This window comes from Humibacter ginsengiterrae, assembly GCF_054780115.1.
On the sequence record NZ_BAAGWY010000005.1, the window covers coordinates 175,340 to 193,521 of the forward strand.

The 18,182-nt window shown below is 67.6% G+C and carries 18 protein-coding genes; 6 read left to right on the plus strand and 12 right to left on the minus strand.

Annotation, left to right across the window (positions count from 1 at the left end):
* Positions 1-152: 152 nt before the first annotated feature.
* Positions 153-707, plus strand: a complete 555-nt coding sequence (locus tag ACYVII_RS08555) for an HdeD family acid-resistance protein (protein WP_460533901.1) — start codon at positions 153-155, stop codon at positions 705-707.
* Positions 708-804: 97 nt separating this feature from the next.
* On the opposite strand, the gene ACYVII_RS08560 is transcribed toward ACYVII_RS08555, so the two are convergent.
* The gene (locus ACYVII_RS08560; protein WP_460533903.1) at positions 805-2,850 is read right to left on the minus strand and encodes a S9 family peptidase; all 2,046 of its coding nucleotides are present in this window, start codon (positions 2,848-2,850) and stop codon (positions 805-807) included.
* 4 nt (positions 2,851-2,854) lie between these two features.
* Entirely contained in the window at positions 2,855-3,622 is a 768-nt protein-coding gene (locus tag ACYVII_RS08565) for an SDR family oxidoreductase (protein WP_460533905.1), read from the minus strand.
* 178 nt (positions 3,623-3,800) lie between these two features.
* Here ACYVII_RS08565 and ACYVII_RS08570 point away from each other — a divergent pair, with 178 nt between their 5' ends.
* From ACYVII_RS08570 to ACYVII_RS08585, 4 genes are all read left to right on the plus strand, one after another.
* Positions 3,801-4,283: an NfeD family protein gene (locus tag ACYVII_RS08570; RefSeq protein WP_460533907.1), complete on the plus strand. Its 483-nt coding sequence runs from the start codon at positions 3,801-3,803 to the stop codon at positions 4,281-4,283.
* Positions 4,280-5,422, plus strand: coding sequence for an SPFH domain-containing protein (locus tag ACYVII_RS08575; RefSeq protein ID WP_460533909.1), 1,143 nt, complete (start codon positions 4,280-4,282; stop codon positions 5,420-5,422). Before ACYVII_RS08570 ends, ACYVII_RS08575 begins: the two co-directional genes overlap by 4 nt.
* Entirely contained in the window at positions 5,415-6,209 is a 795-nt protein-coding gene (locus ACYVII_RS08580; protein WP_460533911.1) for a PI-PLC domain-containing protein, read from the plus strand. The genes ACYVII_RS08575 and ACYVII_RS08580 overlap by 8 nt, the downstream gene beginning before the upstream one ends.
* A 124-nt stretch (positions 6,210-6,333) precedes the next feature.
* Positions 6,334-6,699, plus strand: a complete 366-nt coding sequence (locus ACYVII_RS08585; protein ID WP_460533913.1) for an RNA polymerase-binding protein RbpA — start codon at positions 6,334-6,336, stop codon at positions 6,697-6,699.
* A gap of 97 nt (positions 6,700-6,796) precedes the next feature.
* On the opposite strand, the gene lnt is transcribed toward ACYVII_RS08585, so the two are convergent.
* The 10 genes from lnt to ACYVII_RS08635 all read right to left on the minus strand — a co-directional run bounded on the left by lnt (position 6,797) and on the right by ACYVII_RS08635 (position 17,125).
* Entirely contained in the window at positions 6,797-8,377 is a 1,581-nt protein-coding gene (lnt, locus tag ACYVII_RS08590; protein WP_460534054.1) for an apolipoprotein N-acyltransferase, read from the minus strand.
* Positions 8,378-8,429: 52 nt separating this feature from the next.
* Positions 8,430-10,856: a DEAD/DEAH box helicase gene (locus tag ACYVII_RS08595; RefSeq protein ID WP_460533915.1), complete on the minus strand. Its 2,427-nt coding sequence runs from the start codon at positions 10,854-10,856 to the stop codon at positions 8,430-8,432.
* A 24-nt stretch (positions 10,857-10,880) separates the two neighbouring features.
* Positions 10,881-11,678: a twin-arginine translocase subunit TatC gene (gene tatC, locus ACYVII_RS08600; protein WP_460533917.1), complete on the minus strand. Its 798-nt coding sequence runs from the start codon at positions 11,676-11,678 to the stop codon at positions 10,881-10,883.
* 5 nt (positions 11,679-11,683) lie between these two features.
* On the minus strand, positions 11,684-11,923 hold the full coding sequence (tatA, locus tag ACYVII_RS08605) for a Sec-independent protein translocase family protein (RefSeq protein ID WP_460533919.1): 240 nt from the start codon (positions 11,921-11,923) through the stop codon (positions 11,684-11,686).
* A 1-nt stretch (position 11,924) separates the two neighbouring features.
* Positions 11,925-12,281 carry a hypothetical protein gene (locus ACYVII_RS08610; protein WP_460533921.1) on the minus strand — a complete coding sequence of 119 codons (357 nt, stop codon included), beginning with the start codon at positions 12,279-12,281 and terminating at the stop codon, positions 11,925-11,927.
* Between the two features lie 68 nt (positions 12,282-12,349).
* Positions 12,350-13,336 (minus strand): helix-turn-helix transcriptional regulator, encoded by a 987-nt coding sequence (locus tag ACYVII_RS08615; RefSeq protein ID WP_460533923.1) that lies wholly within the window; start codon positions 13,334-13,336, stop codon positions 12,350-12,352.
* On the minus strand, positions 13,329-14,348 hold the full coding sequence (locus ACYVII_RS08620) for a helix-turn-helix transcriptional regulator (protein ID WP_460533925.1): 1,020 nt from the start codon (positions 14,346-14,348) through the stop codon (positions 13,329-13,331). The genes ACYVII_RS08615 and ACYVII_RS08620 overlap by 8 nt, the downstream gene beginning before the upstream one ends.
* Positions 14,349-14,407: 59 nt before the next feature.
* Positions 14,408-15,346, minus strand: a complete 939-nt coding sequence (locus tag ACYVII_RS08625; protein WP_460533927.1) for a hypothetical protein — start codon at positions 15,344-15,346, stop codon at positions 14,408-14,410.
* Between the two features lie 79 nt (positions 15,347-15,425).
* On the minus strand, positions 15,426-16,460 hold the full coding sequence (locus ACYVII_RS08630) for a tRNA (adenine-N1)-methyltransferase (RefSeq protein WP_460533929.1): 1,035 nt from the start codon (positions 16,458-16,460) through the stop codon (positions 15,426-15,428).
* Positions 16,457-17,125, minus strand: a complete 669-nt coding sequence (locus ACYVII_RS08635; protein ID WP_460533931.1) for an HAD family hydrolase — start codon at positions 17,123-17,125, stop codon at positions 16,457-16,459. The genes ACYVII_RS08630 and ACYVII_RS08635 overlap by 4 nt, the downstream gene beginning before the upstream one ends.
* Before the next feature lie 106 nt (positions 17,126-17,231).
* On the opposite strand from ACYVII_RS08635, the gene ACYVII_RS08640 reads away from it, so the two are divergent.
* Complete coding sequence (locus ACYVII_RS08640; protein WP_460533933.1) at positions 17,232-18,182, plus strand: PAC2 family protein; 951 nt, start codon at positions 17,232-17,234, stop codon at positions 18,180-18,182.

An 18,182-nucleotide genomic window follows, 5' to 3' on the forward strand; every position in this document is an offset into this window, starting at 1 on the left:
CTGCCACGCCTGATGGCCACGTGCTCTCAGAGTCCATGGTTGCGACCGCGACACGAATCGGGTGATTTGCGGCGAATGAACCACGATTCGGCGACACCCGAGGCTAGGCTCACGACAAAGCTCACAGCTTTCTCACAGGAAAGGTAGCCTCCATGTCCGCTGAAAGTTCCGTCGCGAGAACCGCGGTGAACGGCATCCGCACGGCATTCGGAGTCGGCGGCCTCGTCGCGCTCATCGTCGGCATCATCATCTTGGTCTGGCCCGGTCACGCCGCCGTCGCCCTGACAGCCGTCATCGCGGCGTACGCGATCGTCGGCGGACTGGTCTACGCCGGTCTCGGCATCTTCTCCAAGTCGATGAGCGGCTGGTCGCGCGTCGGCCACATCATCCTCGGCATCTTGTTCATCATCGCCGGCATCATCGCCTTCACCGAACTCGCCCAGACCGCGGTGTGGCTCGCCGTGTTCGTCGGCATCCTCGTGGGGATCATGTGGATCGTCGAGGGCGTGGTCGCGCTCACCGCGCTAGGGACCTCCACGTCGCGTGGCTGGTCGCTGTTCTTCGCGATCCTGAGCATCATCGCGGGCATCATCCTGCTGTTCTCGCCGCTCTGGGGCGCCGTGGTGCTGTGGTGGCTGCTGGGCATCTCGCTCGTGGTGCTCGGCATCATCCAGATCCTTCGCGCGTTCACGTTCAAGGCTGCGTGACGTAGTTCCTGCAAGTCGAAGAAAGGCGCCGGCCCTCGAGGGCCGGCGCCTTTCTTCGTGTTGGGGGTTCGACGGGCTCAATCCCGGGGATGCGAGCTCAAGCCACTGGCTCGGAGCGATGGTTCCGCACCGTGGGAAGGTGGCGTGCCCACCAGTCGAGGATGATCGCGAATCGCTGTACGCGATGGCGCGGCCTGCCCGATCGGCTGAGCTCGTGATCCTCACCGGGAAAGACGACGAGCTCCGTCTCCACCCCGCCGCGCTTCAGCGAGGCGAAATAGCGCTCCGCTTGGCTGAGCGGACAGCGCAGGTCGTTCTCCGAGTGCATCACCAGAGTCGGCGTGCGAACGTCGCCGACGTGCGCCTGGGGGCTCTGCGCCGCGATGAGCTCGGGATCGGCGCCGTTGTACTCCTCGCCGAAGAACGAGCCGATGTCGCTCGTCCCGAAGAAGAACCGCGGGTCGAGGTAACCTCGCTCGACGATGGCCGCCGCGAACCGATGGTCGTGCGCGATGGTCCACGCCGTGAGATAGCCGCCGTACGAGCCGCCGAGAATGCCCACCCGCTCACCGTCGAGGTCGGGATGCGCCGCCACCGCGGCATCCAGAAAGTCCAGCACGTCGTCCAGGTCGACGGTGCCCATGCGGCCCTTGATCGCGCGCCCGTGCTCCTGGCCGTACCCGGCCGAGCCCCTCGGGTTGCAGTAGACGACGGCGTAGCCGGCGTCCGCGTAGACCTGCGACTCGTCGAACACGTGAACGGAGTACTGCGCATAGGGCCCGCCATGGATGTTGAGAAGCACCGGATGCGGCCCCTCCCCCTCCGGCAGCACCACCCAGCCATGCACGGAATAGCCGTCGCGGCCGGTCGCCTCGAACTCGATCGGCGTACGGATGCCCGTCGCTCGCAGCTCGGTAGAGAAGTCGGTGAGCACCCGGACGGCGTCATCATGCGCGTCCTCATGCTCGAGGCGGGCGACATCGACGACCGCGAAGTCGCCGAACGTCGACTCGGACTGGAACGAGAACGCGACGGTCTGCCCCGCCGAGGCAGCACCGGTCACCTCCCGGTCGCGCACCAATGTGGTGACCACTCCGTCGGGTCCGACCGCGAGCAGCGTGACCCGACCCCGTTCCGCGTTCCGCACGAGTGCGCCGTGCGGTGACAGCACAACATCGCTCCCGGTAAGGTCGACCGTCTCGTCATCGGTGAGGCGGATCGGCTGCTCCCCCACCGACTTCACCAGATAGAGGCCGGAGTTGCGGGCGACGAAGTCCCGCCCCGACTCCCCCACGTGCTGTGCGACGAAGTACAGCGAGCCCTCCTCCGTGACGGCGACCGCGCCAGCGCTCTCCCCGAGAGACAGATTCGCCTCCGGCCCGACGACTGAGATGGACTCGCCGCCGTCGACGGGCACGAGCGTGAGGATCGAGCGCAGATCGTCGTCGGCACCAGGGTGCCCGTCGGAGACCACCGCCACATGCCGGCCGTCTGCAGTGAAGGCGATGGCGCCGTGCTCTGCGTCGTCGTTCGTCAGCGGGCGCGGCTCGACCACAGCGGGCCGCGGTTCTGCCACGCCATCGGAGGATGCGACGGGCTGCACGACGGGCGCGGCGCACAGGTCGGGCACGGGAACGACGAACACTTGGCTGCGACGATCCCGCATCCAGCCGACACCGTTCGCCGAGTAGCGGTAGGTGGTGATGCGACGTGCTGGTTCGGCGGCCGGGTCGACGCCCTCCACGGTGCCGTAACGGCCGTGCTCCGGCTCTCTGGAGACGAACGCGAACATCGACCCGTCGGGCGACCAGGCGAACTCCGAGACACCCAGCTTGCGGTCGGTGACCTGGATCGGCTCGCCGCCCGTCGTGGCCATGACGTGCAGCTGTGCCGGCTTGCCGGGTTCTGCGCGGAGGAAGGCGATGGCCGAGCCGTCCGGCGAGAACTGCGGTGCGGCGTCGCGGAAGCCGCGGGTGATCCGCCGCGGCGAGGTGCTCCCCTTCACGTCGACGGACCAGAGCTGCCCCACGTAGGCGTCGGCGTCGAGGTCGGGATGCGCCGCGGCCACGACGGCGGTACCGCCGTCCGGGCTCAGAGTGGGGCTCGAGACTGAGACCAGACGGGTGATGTCTTCGGCTTTCACGCGGTCAGGCCTCCGCCGTGAAATCCGTGACGTCACCGATGAGACGAGTGTGGTCATCCGGAACCGGCTCGACGGCGGCCTTCGCAACCTCAGCGGCGAACTCGCTCACGTTGTACAGGCGTCCTGCCGCTTCCTTGCGCTGCTGAATAGCGCCGGGATTCGCACGTTCGAGCAGCGTGGCGGTGATCGTGCCCTCGATCATGTCGCCGGAGACGACGACGAAACCGATGCCGCGGGCATCCAGCTCGGGAATGAGCTCGCGCAGTGCGTCTTCGCCTGCCCGTTTGCTCAGCGCCACCGGCTCGTACTCAGGCATGGTCGGCGTGCTGCGGATGAAGTGCGCCTGGTGACTGGTGACGAAGACCACGCGGGATCCCTCGCCGAGGAGCGGCAGCGCCGCGTTCAGCACGTTCACCTGGGCGTCGCGATTGAGCTTGAGCGCGTAGTCCGCCTCCATGCCGGACTCCATTCCGCCGGATGCGTTCAGCACGAGGATGTCGAGGCCGCCGAACTCGCGCTGAACCTTCTCGAACATGGCTGCGACCGAGTCGGTGTCGGTGAGATCCGCCCCGACCACGATGGCGGTGCCGCCGGATGCCTGGATCGAGTCCGCGAGCTTACGTGCCCGTGCCTCCTTGTTGCGGTAGTTGATGACGACGCTCGCGCCCGCCTCGGCGAAGTATCCGACGGTGTCCGCTCCGATGCCTCGGGAGGAACCGGTCACGAGGGCCCGCTTTCCGGACAGTGACGACGGGGCGAGAGGGTTGCTCACGATGAAGTTCTCCTTGTGCTGCCAGTGCTGTAAGGCCCTGCGAAGGGCACCAGGACAGTATCTCAGGCCGGTCGTCGGGCGTCGTCGTGACCGGCTCGCCCGCCGCCGACCGCGCCATCGTGGGGCTGAGGCCGCATGCTGATAGCGTCTGACCAGGCGCGAAAGGAGCGTGTGCGACATGGATGTCGTTTCGTCTTACGCGTGGATCGGCTGGCTCGTTCTGATCCTGGTCTTCGTCATCGTCGAGATGCTCTCGCTGGACTTCGTCTTCCTGATGCTGGCGATCGGCTCTCTCGGGGGACTGATCAGCGGTCTGTTCGGATTTCCGTGGTGGGCTCAGATCCTCGTCGCGGCGGTGCTTTCGATCCTGCTGCTGTTCCTGCTCCGGCCCCCGCTGCTGCGTGCCCTTCGCCGTGGTGGAGACCCGGCCAGGAGCAACGTCGCCGCTCTTCTCGGCCAGGAGGGCAGGGTTGTGGAGTCGTTCGGTAACGACGGCAGGGGTCTCGTGAGACTGGCCAACGGCGAGGTGTGGACGTCGCGGCTGGCAGATGTCGACGCATCCGGCGTGCCGCGACACGTGGAACCGGGAGAACTGGTGCACGTGACCGCGATCGAAGGGGCGACGGCCGTCGTCGTCCCGGCAGGGAAAACCACCTCATGACCTCTGTAGAAGGGCTCGTCGTGCAGATCATCGTCTGGATCGTCGTACTGATCATCCTGATCTTCGTGCTCGTCACGTTGTTCCGGGCGATCCGGATCGTGCCGCAGGCGAGGGCCGGAGTCGTCGAGCGATTGGGGCGCTACCACAAGACGCTCCTTCCCGGACTGAACCTGCTCGTCCCCTTCGTCGATCGGCTCCGCCCACTGATCGACCTGCGCGAGCAGGTGGTGAGCTTTCCTCCGCAACCGGTGATCACGGAGGACAACCTTGTCGTGTCCATCGACACGGTCGTCTACTTTCAGGTGACGGATGCCCGTGCCGCAACCTACGAGATCGCGAACTACCTCAACGCGGTCGAGCAGCTCACCACGACCACGCTCCGCAACGTCGTCGGCGGCCTCAACCTGGAGGAGACGCTGACCAGCCGCGACAACATCAACAGCCAGCTGCGCACCGTTCTCGACGAGTCGACAGGCAAGTGGGGCATCCGGGTCAGCCGGGTCGAACTCAAAGCGATCGACCCGCCGGTGTCCATCCAGGACTCGATGGAGAAGCAGATGAGGGCGGAGCGTGACCGTCGTGCGCTCATCCTCACCGCGGAGGGCACGAAGCAGTCCGCGATTCTCACCGCGGAGGGCAACAGACAGGCCGCGATCCTGAACGCGGAAGGCGAGGCGCGGGCGGCTGTGCTCGTGGCCGAGGGTGAGGCGAAGGCGATTGAGACCGTGTTCGCCGCCATCCACGAGGGCAATCCGGACAACCTGCTGCTGGCATACCAGTATCTGCAGACGCTCCCCAAGATCGCGGAGGGCGCTTCGAACAAGCTCTGGTTCATTCCGAGCGAGTTGAGCGAGGCTCTGCGGGGCATCGGAGAGGGCTTCGCATCGCACGGCAAGCCGCGTACGGGACCGCCTTCGCCGCTGAAGTCCTACGCCGACCTCGATCGGATCGCCGAGACCTCGGGGACACCGGGTGAAACGAGCGTGCAGGAGATCATCGACACCCCTGTCGAAAAGCTCGTAGAGCCGCCCGCGGACCTCCTCGGCGAAACCGACTCATCCCCGTCAACGCCGTCAGATCAGTCGCCGGCTTCCGGGCCCTCGACCGACCCCGACTCCACGCCGCGGACGGATGCCTGACCCGGCACGCTACTTCGACGGCGTTCCGCCTCGCGTGATCGCGCACCGAGGCCTGGCGCTGCATGCACCGGAGAACACGCTCGACGCGTTCCGGGCGGCGCTCGACGCGGGCACGGACATCCTGGAAACCGACGTGCACGCCAGCGCTGACGGCGTGGCCGTGATCTGCCACGACGACGACCTGGCGCGCATCGCCGGTGTTCGGCTTGGGGTTGAACAGCTGCCGTGGGAACGTCTTCGCGACCTGACCCTGGTGGGCGGCGGCGCCCTCACGACCCTGGAGACCGCGCTCGCCTGCTTTCCGAACGCCCGATTCAACATCGACATCAAGACGGATGCCGCGCTCCTCCCGACGATCCGGGCCATCCGGGATGCCGGGGCCGAGCCGCGCGTGCTGGTCACCTCGTTCCGGCAGCGTCGACGGCGCCGGGCCGTGCGTGCGCTTCCCGGTGCGGCCACCTCCGCGTCGACGCCGGGCGTGGTGATCTGCCTGATCGGGGCGTGGCTGCGCTTCGCCCCGCTCGTTCGGCTGGCACTGCGCGGCGTCGACGCCGTGCAGGTGCCACGTCGGCGTGGCGCCGTCACGGTGGTCTCCCCCGGGTTCGTGAGGGCCGTGCACGCGGTGGGGAAGGAAGTGCACGTGTGGACGATCGACGACCCGGATGAGATGCGCGATCTGCTTGCCCTCGGCGTCGACGGCATCGTGACCGACCGATGCGATCTGCTTCGGGCCATACTGCATGCCGGCACGGGGCACAACCCGCGCCGATCTCCCGGCGCGACCTAGGAGTTCGTGAGACCCTGAACGAAGAAAATGCCTGAAAGGAGGCTGAATCTCCGGATGTGCCGGGCAGAGAATGCCCAGCTTGACGGTTTATAAGTGTGGAGGCATCGCGAGAGGAGACCACACAATGGCAGATCGCAGCTTGCGAGGCATGAGACTCGGTGCTCAGAGCCTGCAGAGCGAAGAGGGCGTCACGTTCTCTGCCCGCACCACGTACAACTACAAGTGCTCGAACTGCGACCGTGAGACGGAGGTCGTATTCGCCGCCGATGCCGAGGCTCCCGAGACCTGGGAGTGCAAGTACTGCGGCCACGAGGCGACCCTGCTCGTGGACGATGCGCCCGTCGAGGTGGACCGTTCCGACGTGAAGGCACCGCGCAGTCACTGGGACATGCTGCTCGAGCGCCGCACGCGTGCGGAGCTGGAGGAGCTCCTGGAGGAGCGTCTCGCCTATCTGCGCGCACGCCGCGGAGAGCACAAGATCGGCGCCTGAGGCGCACTCGGCCGAGAAGCGCCGAGGAGCCGGGTGCAATCCCGGCCGGATGGTGACGCAGCCTGCTCCGGCAGGCTGCGTTTTCGTGTGAGGCGCCTCAGCGCGACCGGCGGTGACGCGTGCGCGGCATCGTGATGGCCGCCACCACCAGTCCGCCGAGACCGAGTCCGCACGCCAGCACTTCCCAGGCGCGGCTGAGTAAAGTCGCAGGCGTTGTCGTGGTGCCCAGAGGAACATCCGCCAGCATCGCGCCCGGTTTGTAGGCAGGAATCTGCGCGATCGTTCGGCCGTCCGGATCGATGATCTGGCTCGTTCCCACTGTGGAGATGTTCACCAGACTCCGGCCGGTCTCCACGGCACGCAGTCGCGCGATTGCGAGCTGCTGCATGTTCTCCTTCGTGCGCCCGAAATCGGCATTGTTGGTCTGCGCCAGGATGACCTGTGCCCCGCCGTCCATCATGTCGGTGGTGAGCTGATCGTCGACGATGTCGAAGCAGATCGAGATGCCTGCCCTTACCCCGTCCACATCGAACACGTTGCTGCGGGTTCCCGGCGTGTACTGGCGGCCGATCAGGCTGAGCAGACTCGGTGCGAACGGCATCCAGAACGAACGGTCGGGCACGTACTCGCCGAACGGCACCGGGTGTCGCTTGTCGTAGATGGCGACCGCGCCCTTCCCGGCCTTCCAGAGCAGCGACGAGTTGTAGTACTTGCCGTGCCGGTACGTGATCGTGCCCACGATCATCGGGGCGTGCAGCTGCGTGCTGAGATTGTCGAGCACGGCGGCAGACGACCAGTCCCTGGTGGGATCGATGTCGGCACTGCCCTCCGGCCACACGACCATGTCGACCGCCTTGCCGATCAGGGGCCGGGTCGCCGCGATCTGCGCGTTCATCACGTCGCCTGGCTGAGCGCGATCGAAGTATCCCGCTGGCCCATTTCCTTGCACAGCGCCGATCCTCGTGCTTCCCGAGATGGTGGCCGGCCAGAGTGGAACGGCGAGCACGAGCGCGATGGCCGCGACCGCGACACCGGTTCGTACACCGGGGTGCTCGGCCGAGGCATCCGTCTTGTTCGCAGGCATCTGCGCAAACGGATGCTTCTTCAAGCGTGCGCACTCGATGGCCAGGGCGACGATCCAGACGATGAGGAAGGAGACGCCGGAGAGGCCGAACCACGCGACGAGGTGGGCGAACGGGCTCTCCGACTGCGAGAGAGCTGCGCGACCCCAGGCGAAGCCGCCGTACGGCCAGTTGCCGGAGAGCCACTCCCTGCCGGTCCAGAGGCCGGCGACGATGACCGGGAGGAGTCCCAGACGACCGAGCGCGGACGGAAAGGCTCGCGCCACCCAGCGGTAAGCCAGCGCGATCGCCACGGCCCCGAGCGCGAAAAGCAACGACTCGAAGACCGACAACGCGATCCACGGCACGGGTCCCAGATACAGCGCGGTCCACGACACCTGGGTGAGGTAGAAGGTCAGCCCGGACAGGAATCCGACCAGCACGGCGGCACCGATGGAGCGCCCGGCGAGGGCGACGAGCATGAGCGCCAGGCCTACGAACGCGAGCGGCCACACGTCGATCGCCGGGAACGCTCCGTCGTACACCACTCCCCCGCCTGCGCCGAGGATGATCGCCAGCCACAGCGGAGTGAGCGGGCGGGCGGGCGAAGTCACGATGCGAGCATAGGGGAACGGGGCATGGTGCTCGCCGAGCGCATGGCCCGGTTCCTCATCCGACGCCGGAGTACGCCACGATCCCCCGTCGCACCGCGACCAGGGCGTCCCTCGCCACGGGTGCCAGAGGGCCCGTGGCGACGCCGGAAAGCTGGTCGAGCAGATCGATCACCTGCTTCGCCCAGCGCACGAAGTCCCCTGCGGGCAGGTCGGCCTCCGCCAGCACGGCGGCCAGCGGACGCCCGGATGCCCACTGGTGCATCGCCACGCACAGCGCGGTCGCCAGTGGGTCGCTGCCCGGCAGCCGGTGCTCCCGCTCCAGGTCGTCCAGGCGCGCCCACAGCTCTTCTGTCTTCTGCAGCACCTCCCGGAATGCCCCGCGCGGCAGGAACCGCTCGGCGGGATTCGGCTCGTCGCGCCGCGGCTCGAACACGAGCGCGCAGATCATCGCTGCAAGACCGGGCGCATCCAACTCTGCCCACACGTTGCGTCTCAGGCACTCCGCGACCAGCAGGTCTCGTTCGCCGTATATCCGGGCCAGCACGCGGCCGTGCTGAGTGGGGGCGAGCGAGCCGTCGCGGTCCCCGAGATAGCCCAGCTCGAGAAGCACCTCGGTCACACGATCGAAGACCGTCGCGACGGCACCGGTACGGGTACGGATCTGGCGAGTGAGGGCATCCGTCTCGCGCTTCAGGCGCCACCACCGTTCGGCCCAGCGTGCGTGCTGTTCCCGCTCGGCGCATCCGTGGCACGGATGCCTCTTCATGCGTCGTCTCAGATCGGCCAGCTCCCTGCTGCGCGCCTGAACAGCGGCGGCGCTCTGCGAGCCTGCCCTGGCACCCTTGCGCTCCAGATCGCTGAGCTCGCGACGGAGTGCGGCGTACTCGGCGAAGTCGCCGAGGTGGCACTGCATGGCCCGCTCGTACCCGGCGAGCGATTCCTCCTGCTTGCGCACCGTGCGGGCGAGATCGACGACGGCACGGTCGGCCTGGAACTGAGCGAACGACGACTCGAGGATCTCGCGGGTGCGATTCCTGCCGAACTGGGCGATGAGGTTGACCGCCATGTTGTACGTGGGCCGGAAGCTCGAGTTCAGCGGGTAGCTGCGCCTGGAGGCCAGTGCCGCCACAGCCTGCGGGTCCAGCCCGTCGCGCCACTGGATGACGCAGTGCCCCTCGACGTCGATGCCGCGACGGCCCGCCCGCCCGGTCAGCTGCGTGTACTCCCCCGGCGTGATGGGCACCCTGGCCTCGCCGTTGAATTTCTCCAGCCGTTCGAGCACGACGGTTCGTGCCGGCATGTTGATGCCGAGAGCGAGCGTCTCGGTCGCGAACACCACCTTGACGAGCTTGCGCCGGAAGAGTTCCTCGACCACCTCCTTGAACGCGGGAAGCAGACCTGCGTGGTGAGCGGCGACGCCGCGCTGCAGGCCCTCCAACCACTCCCAGTAGCCGAGCACTGCGAGGTCTTCGTCGGCGATCGTGCGGCAGCGCCCCTCGGCCACCAGCCGGATCTGCTCGCGCTCGTGCGCCTCGGTGAGACGGATGCCCGACCGCAGCACCTGCGACACCGCCTGATCGCAGCCGGCCCTGCTGAACACGAACACGATCGCCGGCAAGAGGTTGCGGTCGTCGAGCAGCCGCACCACCTCTGGCCGGTCGAGCCTGTCCATGTCGGGCCTGCCGCGCCCCCGCCGTCTGCCGCGGTCGCTGTACTGACGGGATCCGGACGGACGTCCGCCGAGCCGTGCCATCTGCACCAGCTCAGGATTGACCCGGTTCGCCGCGCCCCGCGCAGCCGACTCGAAGAGGTCGACCAGACGCTGTCGCACGAGCACGTGCTGCTCCAGCGGGACCGGCCTGCTCTCCGACACGATCACGTCGGTGTCGCCGCGAACGGCCTGCAGCCAGTCGCCGAACTCCTCGGCGTTCGACACGGTCGCCGACAGCGACACCAAGCGCACCTCGGGCGGCAGGTGGATGATCACCTCTTCCCACACCGCGCCCCGGAACCGATCGGCGAGGTAGTGCACCTCGTCCATCACGACGTAGGCGAGGTCGGTGAGCAGATCCGACTCCGCATACAGCATGTTCCGGAGCACCTCGGTGGTCATGACCACCACCCTGGCGCCGGCATTGACGTTGGTGTCACCCGTGAGCAGGCCGACGGCATCCGTTCCGTACTCGTCGGCGAATTCCTGGTACTTCTGGTTGGACAGCGCCTTCATCGGCGTGGTGTAAAAGACCTTGGCGCTGGGATGCCGCATCGCGAGAGCAACTGCGAACGCCGCCACGACGGTCTTGCCGGCGCCCGTCGGCGCGGCGACGAGTACGCTGTGGCCGTCCTCGAGGGCGCCACACGCCTCGCGCTGGAACGGGTCGAGGTCGAACCGCTGGTGTTGCCGGAACTCCTCGAGCCGCGGATGTCCGACACGGCTCCGCGACGCCGCGAAACGATCGGCGGGCGAGAGCTGCTCGGTCACCCGTTCAGACTAAGGGGCTCGCCGCTACCCCGCCGCGAGCTCGGCGTCGATGTCGAGCGCACGCTTCGCATCTCTGCGGTCGTGTATCCACGCGACGGCCCAGGCCAGAAGGTAGAGCACGATCAGCGGAAGGGCGAGCAGGAACATCGAGATGACGTCGGCGGACGGCGTCGCGATCGCAGTGAAGACCATGATCACGAGAATCGCCCACCGCCACGACTTGATGATCGCCTTGGCGCTGATCACGCGCATGAAGTTGAGCAGCACGACGAACACCGGCAGCACGAACGCGATGCCCACGACGATGATCAGCTTGAGAACGAAGTTGAAGTAGTCGGATGCCACCAACAGGGTGGTCTCACCGTTGGGCACGAAGCTGGTCAGCACGCCCACGATGTGCGGAACGACCCACCAGCCGGCCGCACAGCCGGCGAGGAACAGCGGAATCGCGGTGAAGAAGAACCCGAACGTGTAGCCCTTCTCCCTGCGGTTGAGCCCAGGGGTCAGGAACGCGAAAATCTGGTACAGCCACAACGGCGACGTGATGATGATGCCGATGTAGACGCTCAACTGCAGCTTCAGGTCGAACGCCGCGGTCACGTTCGGCCAGTTGATGCTGGCATGCTGCGTCTTTGCAATCTCATGCACAGGCAGGCTGATCGCATCCCACACGAACGGTTCGAGGAACCAGCCGGCGATGGCGCCAACGAGGATTCCACCTGCGATCCAGAAGAAGCGGTTCTTCAGTTCCCGGAGGTGTGCCCCCAGCGACATCCGGCCTTCGGGATTGCTGCCGCGCTTGGTACGAGCGGCGGTGCTCACGGCGACTAGATCTTGTCGGCCGGCTTGTCAGCCGTCGAAGGCTCGGCCTTGGTGTCGGTCTTAGAGGACTTGGCAGCTTCGGCGGCCTCGTCTTCTTCCTGTCCGTCCCGGATCTCCTTCTTGAAGATACGAGTGGACTGCCCGATGCTCCGCGCCAGTGCGGGAAGTCGGGTCGCGCCGAACAGGAGCACGATGATGAGCAGGATGATCCAGATGTGCCATCCGCTGAAGAGATCGCCAAGCATTTCAGTGTCGCTTTCGCAGTAGGTGGGAGAACCGACTCGGATCGGCACTCACCAGGAGTTTACCGCGCCGGACTCTCTCTTCTCGTCGAGTATGCCTGATCGTTGCACTGCGTGCACGGCGATCCTCCCACCTCTGCGCGTATTCACGGGCTGGGCCGAGCGCGGCAGGACGGAAGGCAGGTTCGCCGGCATCGTCGTCGAAGCGGGTGGAGAGCAACTCGGTCTTCTCCGCGAGCTCGCCGAGGGCGCTCATCGTGCGCATCGCCTTCACGAACAAGCGATACCCGAGCAGCGCGAGCATGCCGAGCAGCGCAAGCACGAGCACGAGCCAGATGACGAGCCAGGACCACCACGGCATTGCTTCACCCTATAGGCGATGGCGGCCCGATTGAGTCCTTGAGCGGCGACAGCCGCGATAGTCGGTCGCTAGGTGGTCGGATCCTCGTAACGGGCTGCACCTGCGCGTGCCCAGTCCGCCACCGCGATCCGCGCCTCCTCCGGAGCGGTGACCGTGACCTGGCCGGCGAACCGGGCCACCATGCGCTTCAGCCCGTGATAGTGCGCCACCCGAACCTTGGTGTGCACGACGTCGCCGTCCTGGATGCGCGCAGCATCGTCGGGAATGTAGTCGGCGATCAGCGGCAGCGCGGCCGCGACGACGTCGACAGACACCGTGAGGTCTTCGGCCGAGCCCTGGAACAGCCGCTCCGGCAGCACGACGTGTGCGGCGTGCTCGCTGATCGGTTGCCCCGTCGAGACGAGGTGGTCGATGCGGTCGAGGCGGAAGGTGCGCACCGCCTCGCGCAGATGGCACCACCCGCGCAGGTACCAGTCGTCGTTCACGGACTCGATGCGCAACGGATCGACCGTGCGCCGTTCGGAGTCGCCGCGGGCGCTGACATAGTCGAGGTCGACCTGCGTCCTCTTCTCGATCGCCTCCCTGATAGTGGCGACGGTGTCGCGAAGTGCCGCAGGGGCGACCGCGACCTGGGCGGCGCCCGCGGCCGTTCCGCGTTCGAGCTTGGCCATCAGCGAGGACATGGCATCGCGGTCGGCGTGCTCGGGCAGCGAGCTGAGATACTGCAGGCCCGCGATCAGGGCTGCGGCCTCGCGTGCCGAGAGCCGCGGCGTGTCGTCTATCGCCACGGTGTGCGTGAGCGCGATCCGATCGTGCTGCTCCAGTTCGTCCCAGTCGATGTCGAACAGGTCGCCGGGCAGATACGAATGCGATTCGCCAGGCAGGCCGGAGACCGCGATCAGATAGACGGCGTCGCGGATCTGCTTCGGCGAGACGTCGAACGCGGCAGCGACCTCGTCGACGGACGCGCTCTCGTGATCCATCAGGTACGGGATGAGCGAGAGCAGCAGGGCGAGCTTGTCGCGGGCGTCGCGGGGACCGGCAGGCTCAGCCACGGGCATCCACCTCCCCCGCGCCGGTGTTCGCCGTGTGCGCCATCAGTGTCGTACGCAAGCGTTCGCGCACCGCGTCCACGAGGCGCTGCGGCCAGATCACGCGCACCTCGGGGCCATAACCGGCGAGCTCGTCGGCGAGGAGCGCCGTGTCGGAGTAGTGCACAAGCAGGTTGCCGTCATCATTGCGGCGCGCGTCTTCGCGCTTGCTCAGCCGCACCCAGGCATCCGTTCCGGGGAGCACGTCGAGCTCGGCCTGATTGCGGTCCCAGATCTTCTGCAGCTCGTCGATCGCGTGCGAGGCGTAGTCGGTGCCGCGCCGCGTGAACCCGACCTGGGTGACTCGCGGGCGGCCGATCACGCGCGAGAGCAGAAAGGTGCGCGGGGCATCCACTCCTTTGTCATGGGCGTGCAGCAGCCAGCGTCCGTGGAACTGGACGAGCGCGAGCGGCTCGACGACACGCTTGGTCGCCTCGGTCTCCCCCGGCTTCAGGTAGTCGAAGTTCACGACGACGCTGCGCTCCAGGGCGACCTCGAACGGTTCGAATGCGGCCTCCCTGGTGCGCACGCGGGGAGCGAACCCGACCAGCGGGTCGTCGGCCTCGACGCCCAGCGTGCGCAGCTTCATGATCGCCCTGCGGGAGTCCGCCGAGAGGGACCCTTCCCGCCAGACGGTGGCGGCGAGGCGGAGCAGCGCCATCTCCTGCGGAGAGAACGTGATGTCGGCGGGCAGATCGTATGCCGCTTTGGGAATGCGATAGCGCAGGCCCTGATTGTTGCCGGGATCCCCAGGGTCTTCGACCGTCTCCAGAGGGATGCCGAGCTCGCGGATGTCGTCTTTGTCGCGTTCGAACTGCCGCTCGAGTGCGCTATTGTCGCCGCCCTCCCGGTACCGGGAGTTGTAGCCCTGCACGCTGGAGAGGATCTCGCCCTTCGTCAGCCCCGCTTCGGTGGCGACGAGGGTGAGCACAAGCGAGAACAAGCGCTCCTCGACGGGGACCTTCTGTGGGGACACGCAGGCAATCCTATGAGGTCGCCGCCTCGGACCGCGTGAGCGCGATGATGCCCGTCGCGCTACTTCCAGATGCCGAGGATGTCGATCACGTACGCCGTGGCGTTGCTGCCCGGTGTGACGACGAGCACCTGGCTTCCGACGTTCTGGCCGACGAGTTGCTTCACCACATCGGCGGGCGGGGTGAAGCCGCTGGAATCCGTGGTCGGCCAGACGACGGGAGACCCGTCCACCCAGCTGGATCCGGCGACGGAGGTGGGGTCGTTGTACGTGACCGCGGTGTAGTTCACCAGCACCCCGCTAGAGGAATCGACCTTCTTCACGACGGCGCCCGAACCCTGTCGGAGCACGGCCGTGCGCAGCTTCGTGGGCACGGTGTTCTCGGTGATCTTGATGCCGGGCTGGCCGTTCGGTGCAAGGACCACGGTGGGCATGCCGGGCTGTCCCGGTCGCGGAGAGCCGGTCGCGCGCGAGGGGTAGGCCTTCTCGACGTCGACGACGAGCACCACAGCCTGGTCTGCCGACCCCTGGCTGCCGGCGATGTCGGCCTCGGTTCCCGTGACCACGATGCGCGATCCGACTGTGGTGCACAGCAACGCCTTCTGAAGGCCGGGCAGCGAGCTCTTCCCGCCCGCGGGCACAGCGGCCGGGAACGTCTCGACGGACTTGCCGGTCGATGCGTCGTAGTGCGCCAGCGTGAACCTGACCATCTGGCCCTTGCCGATGGTGTTGCCCGAGCCGGTCTTCACCGTGCTCTTCTGCAGCGTGCTCGTGTCGATCGGGTGCGGGAACGACGCGTGCGGCGAGCCGAACGCGCCCGACGTGTGGACCAGTTGAGACGCATCCCCCGGCTGCACGCAGGAGCTCGCCGACGCGGCCGAGCATCCGGTCAGCCCGACGCCCACGAGTGCCGCCGCGGCGATCACCGTGCCGATGCGACGAGCGCGTGCGGTGAGCGGCACCGAGCGTGTCGGTGCTGTGCGTGCCAGGAGTGTGCGCACGATTCCTCTTTCGACGAGGGACGAGGGGTCAGGGGCGGCCAGGGCAGGCAGGGCGGTCCGAGCGCTCCGGCATCCCATGCTAGTCGACGGCCTGATGTCCCTCGGCTCCGCCGTCGGAGGGTGCTGCGTCGCGTTCGCGGGCCAGCCGCGCGGACTCGGATGCCTCCCGCACCCGCTTGCGCAGGCTCTTCGGGCTCACCACTCGTTCACCGAGTGCGCCGGGCGTCCAGGCCTCGACGTCGTCTTCGCTGTATTCGCTCTTGGATGCCCGCCGCTTCAGCTCGGGCAGCTCCGTGCCCGGCGCCAGCCGACGCGCACTGATCAGGAAGCCGGTGTGCGCGATCATGCGATGGTCCGGCCGCACGGCGAGACCCTCGACGTGCCAGCCCCGCACCATCGTCTCATTGGAGATCGGGTGCGTGAACGCCCCGCTCCCGCGGATCGCCTCCGCCACCCGGGAGAGCTGCGTGACGGTCGCGACGTAGCACAGCAGCACGCCACCGGGTTTCAGGGCGGCGGCACAGGCATCCACGCACTCCCACGGCGCCAGCATGTCGAGCACGATGCGGTCGGCGGTGCCGTCAGGCGCGGCCAGCGCCAGCTCCTTCTGCAGGTCGCCGACGGTGAGCGTCCACATCTTCGGAAGCTCGCCGAAGAACGTCTCGACGTTGCCGCGCGCGACGTCGGCGAACTCGGCGCGTCGTTCGAAGGAGAGGAGCCGTCCCTGCGGCCCGATCGCCCGCAGCAGCCACAGCGAGAGGGCGCCAGAACCCACGCCGGCCTCCACGACGGTGGCGCCGGGGAAGACGTCGGCCTGCGCGAGGATCTGCGCGGCATCCTTCGGATAGACGATCGCGGCTCCGCGTGGCATCGACATGACGAAGTCGGTGAGCAGCGGGCGCAACGCCAGATGTTCCACGCCTGCCTCGTTAGCCACGACGGAGCCGTCGGGCAGGCCGATGATGGCATCGTGCGGCAGAGGTCCCTTGTGCGTGTGGAACACCTTGCCGGGAACGAGGGTGATGGTGTGCAGGTGCCCCTTCGGTCCGGTCAACTGCACCCGGTCCCCCGGGCGGAACGGACCGGAGGACGCCGGGAGCTCGCCGGCGGTCACGCCGCCCGCTCCTCGAACAGCTCGGCCAGGTCGGCGAAGCTGACGCCATCCAGCGTCGGCCACAGCGTGTGCTCGTCGCAGCTCGGAAGCGGGATCATGTGCGGAACCCCGATCGCGACTGTGCCGGCGGCCACTGCCGAGGCCAGCCCGTTCATCGAGTCCTCGATGGCGAGGCAGTCCTCGGGGTGCACGCCCAGCTTTCGCGCCGCGTCGAGATAGGGGTCGGCGTACGGCTTCGGCCGGGCGACCTCGTCTCCGGTGACGAGCACGTCGAAGGCGGGGAACGGGATGTGTGCCACGATCTGCTCGGCCATGTCGCGGATGGACATGGTCACGAGCGCCGTCTTCACACCGTTGTTCCGGATGTCGAGCAGGAGCTCCTTCGCTCCCGGGCGCCATGGCACGCCATCGGATTCGAGCTGGTCCTGCACACGTCGGGTGAGCGTCGCGACGATCGTGTCAGCGTCGAGGTCGACGCCGTGCTGCTGGAAGACCCTCGCCGATTCCCATAAGCCCGACCCGACCAGCACGAGCGCGTCGTCGTGCGTCCACGTTCCGCCGTGCTCTGTGACGAGCTCGGTCTCCGCCCGCATCCAGTACGGCTCGGTGTCGACGAGGGTGCCGTCCATGTCGAAGAGGACGGCGGCGGGGGCGGCGGAGGTCACGAGCATCCATTCTATTGGCGGCCTCCAGCGGCCGGTCGTCGTGGACCCGGGCCTATTCTGGGTAGGCGCGCCCAGCCGGGCGCCGAGGACGAAAGCAGCCGAAAGCGTGAGCAACGACAGCGGGATCTTCGACGGACGCATCCTGGTGGTGGCGTTCGAGGGGTGGAACGACGCGGGCGAAGCCGCGAGCGGAGCCGTGCGCACTCTGAAGGACTCCCTGGATGTCGTGCCGGTCGCGAGCATCGACCCTGAGCTGTACTACGACTTCCAGTTCAACCGTCCGATGCTCGCCGCCGACGAAGAGGGCAGGCGCAGGCTGGAGTGGCCGGGCGCGGTGGTATACGCGCCGGTGTCGCCCGGCATCCACCTCGATCCGCTGGAAGAGGATGCCGAGGCGCACGCCAGCGGGAGCGGGGTAGGCAACCTCTATCTCCTGCTCGGCACGGAGCCGTCGCGCAGCTGGAAGGCGTTCACCGCCGAGCTCATCGATGCCGCGCTCGCCGCGGGCATCGACGGCATCGTGCTGCTCGGGTCCATGCTCGCCGACGTTCCGCACACCCGGCCGATCTCCGTCTTCGCCTCCAGCGACAACCCGCAGGTGCGTGCCGATCTCGGAGTGGAGCGCCCGACGTACGAAGGTCCGGTCGGCATCCTCAGCGTGCTGGCCGACGCGGCGGAGACCGTGGGGATCCCGACGCTGGCGCTGTGGGCATCCGTTCCGCACTATGTGCACAACTCGCCGAGCCCGAAGGCGATGCTCGCCCTCATCGAGAGGCTCGAGCAGCTCATCGACGTGACGGTGCCCCGAGGAGAGCTCGTGGCGGATTCGGCCGCCTGGGAGAGCGGCATCGACGCGCTCGCCGCCGACGACGAGGACATGGCGGCATACATCGAGCAGCTCGAGCAGGCCAGAGACACCGTGGACTCCCCCGAGGCGAGCGGGGAGGCGATCGCGCAGGAGTTCGAGCGCTACCTGCGCCGCCGGGGCGACGGCCGCGACAAGGGCGACGGCAGGGGCGACGGCAGAGGCCCCGACGAGCCCTGGCGGCGGGAGTAG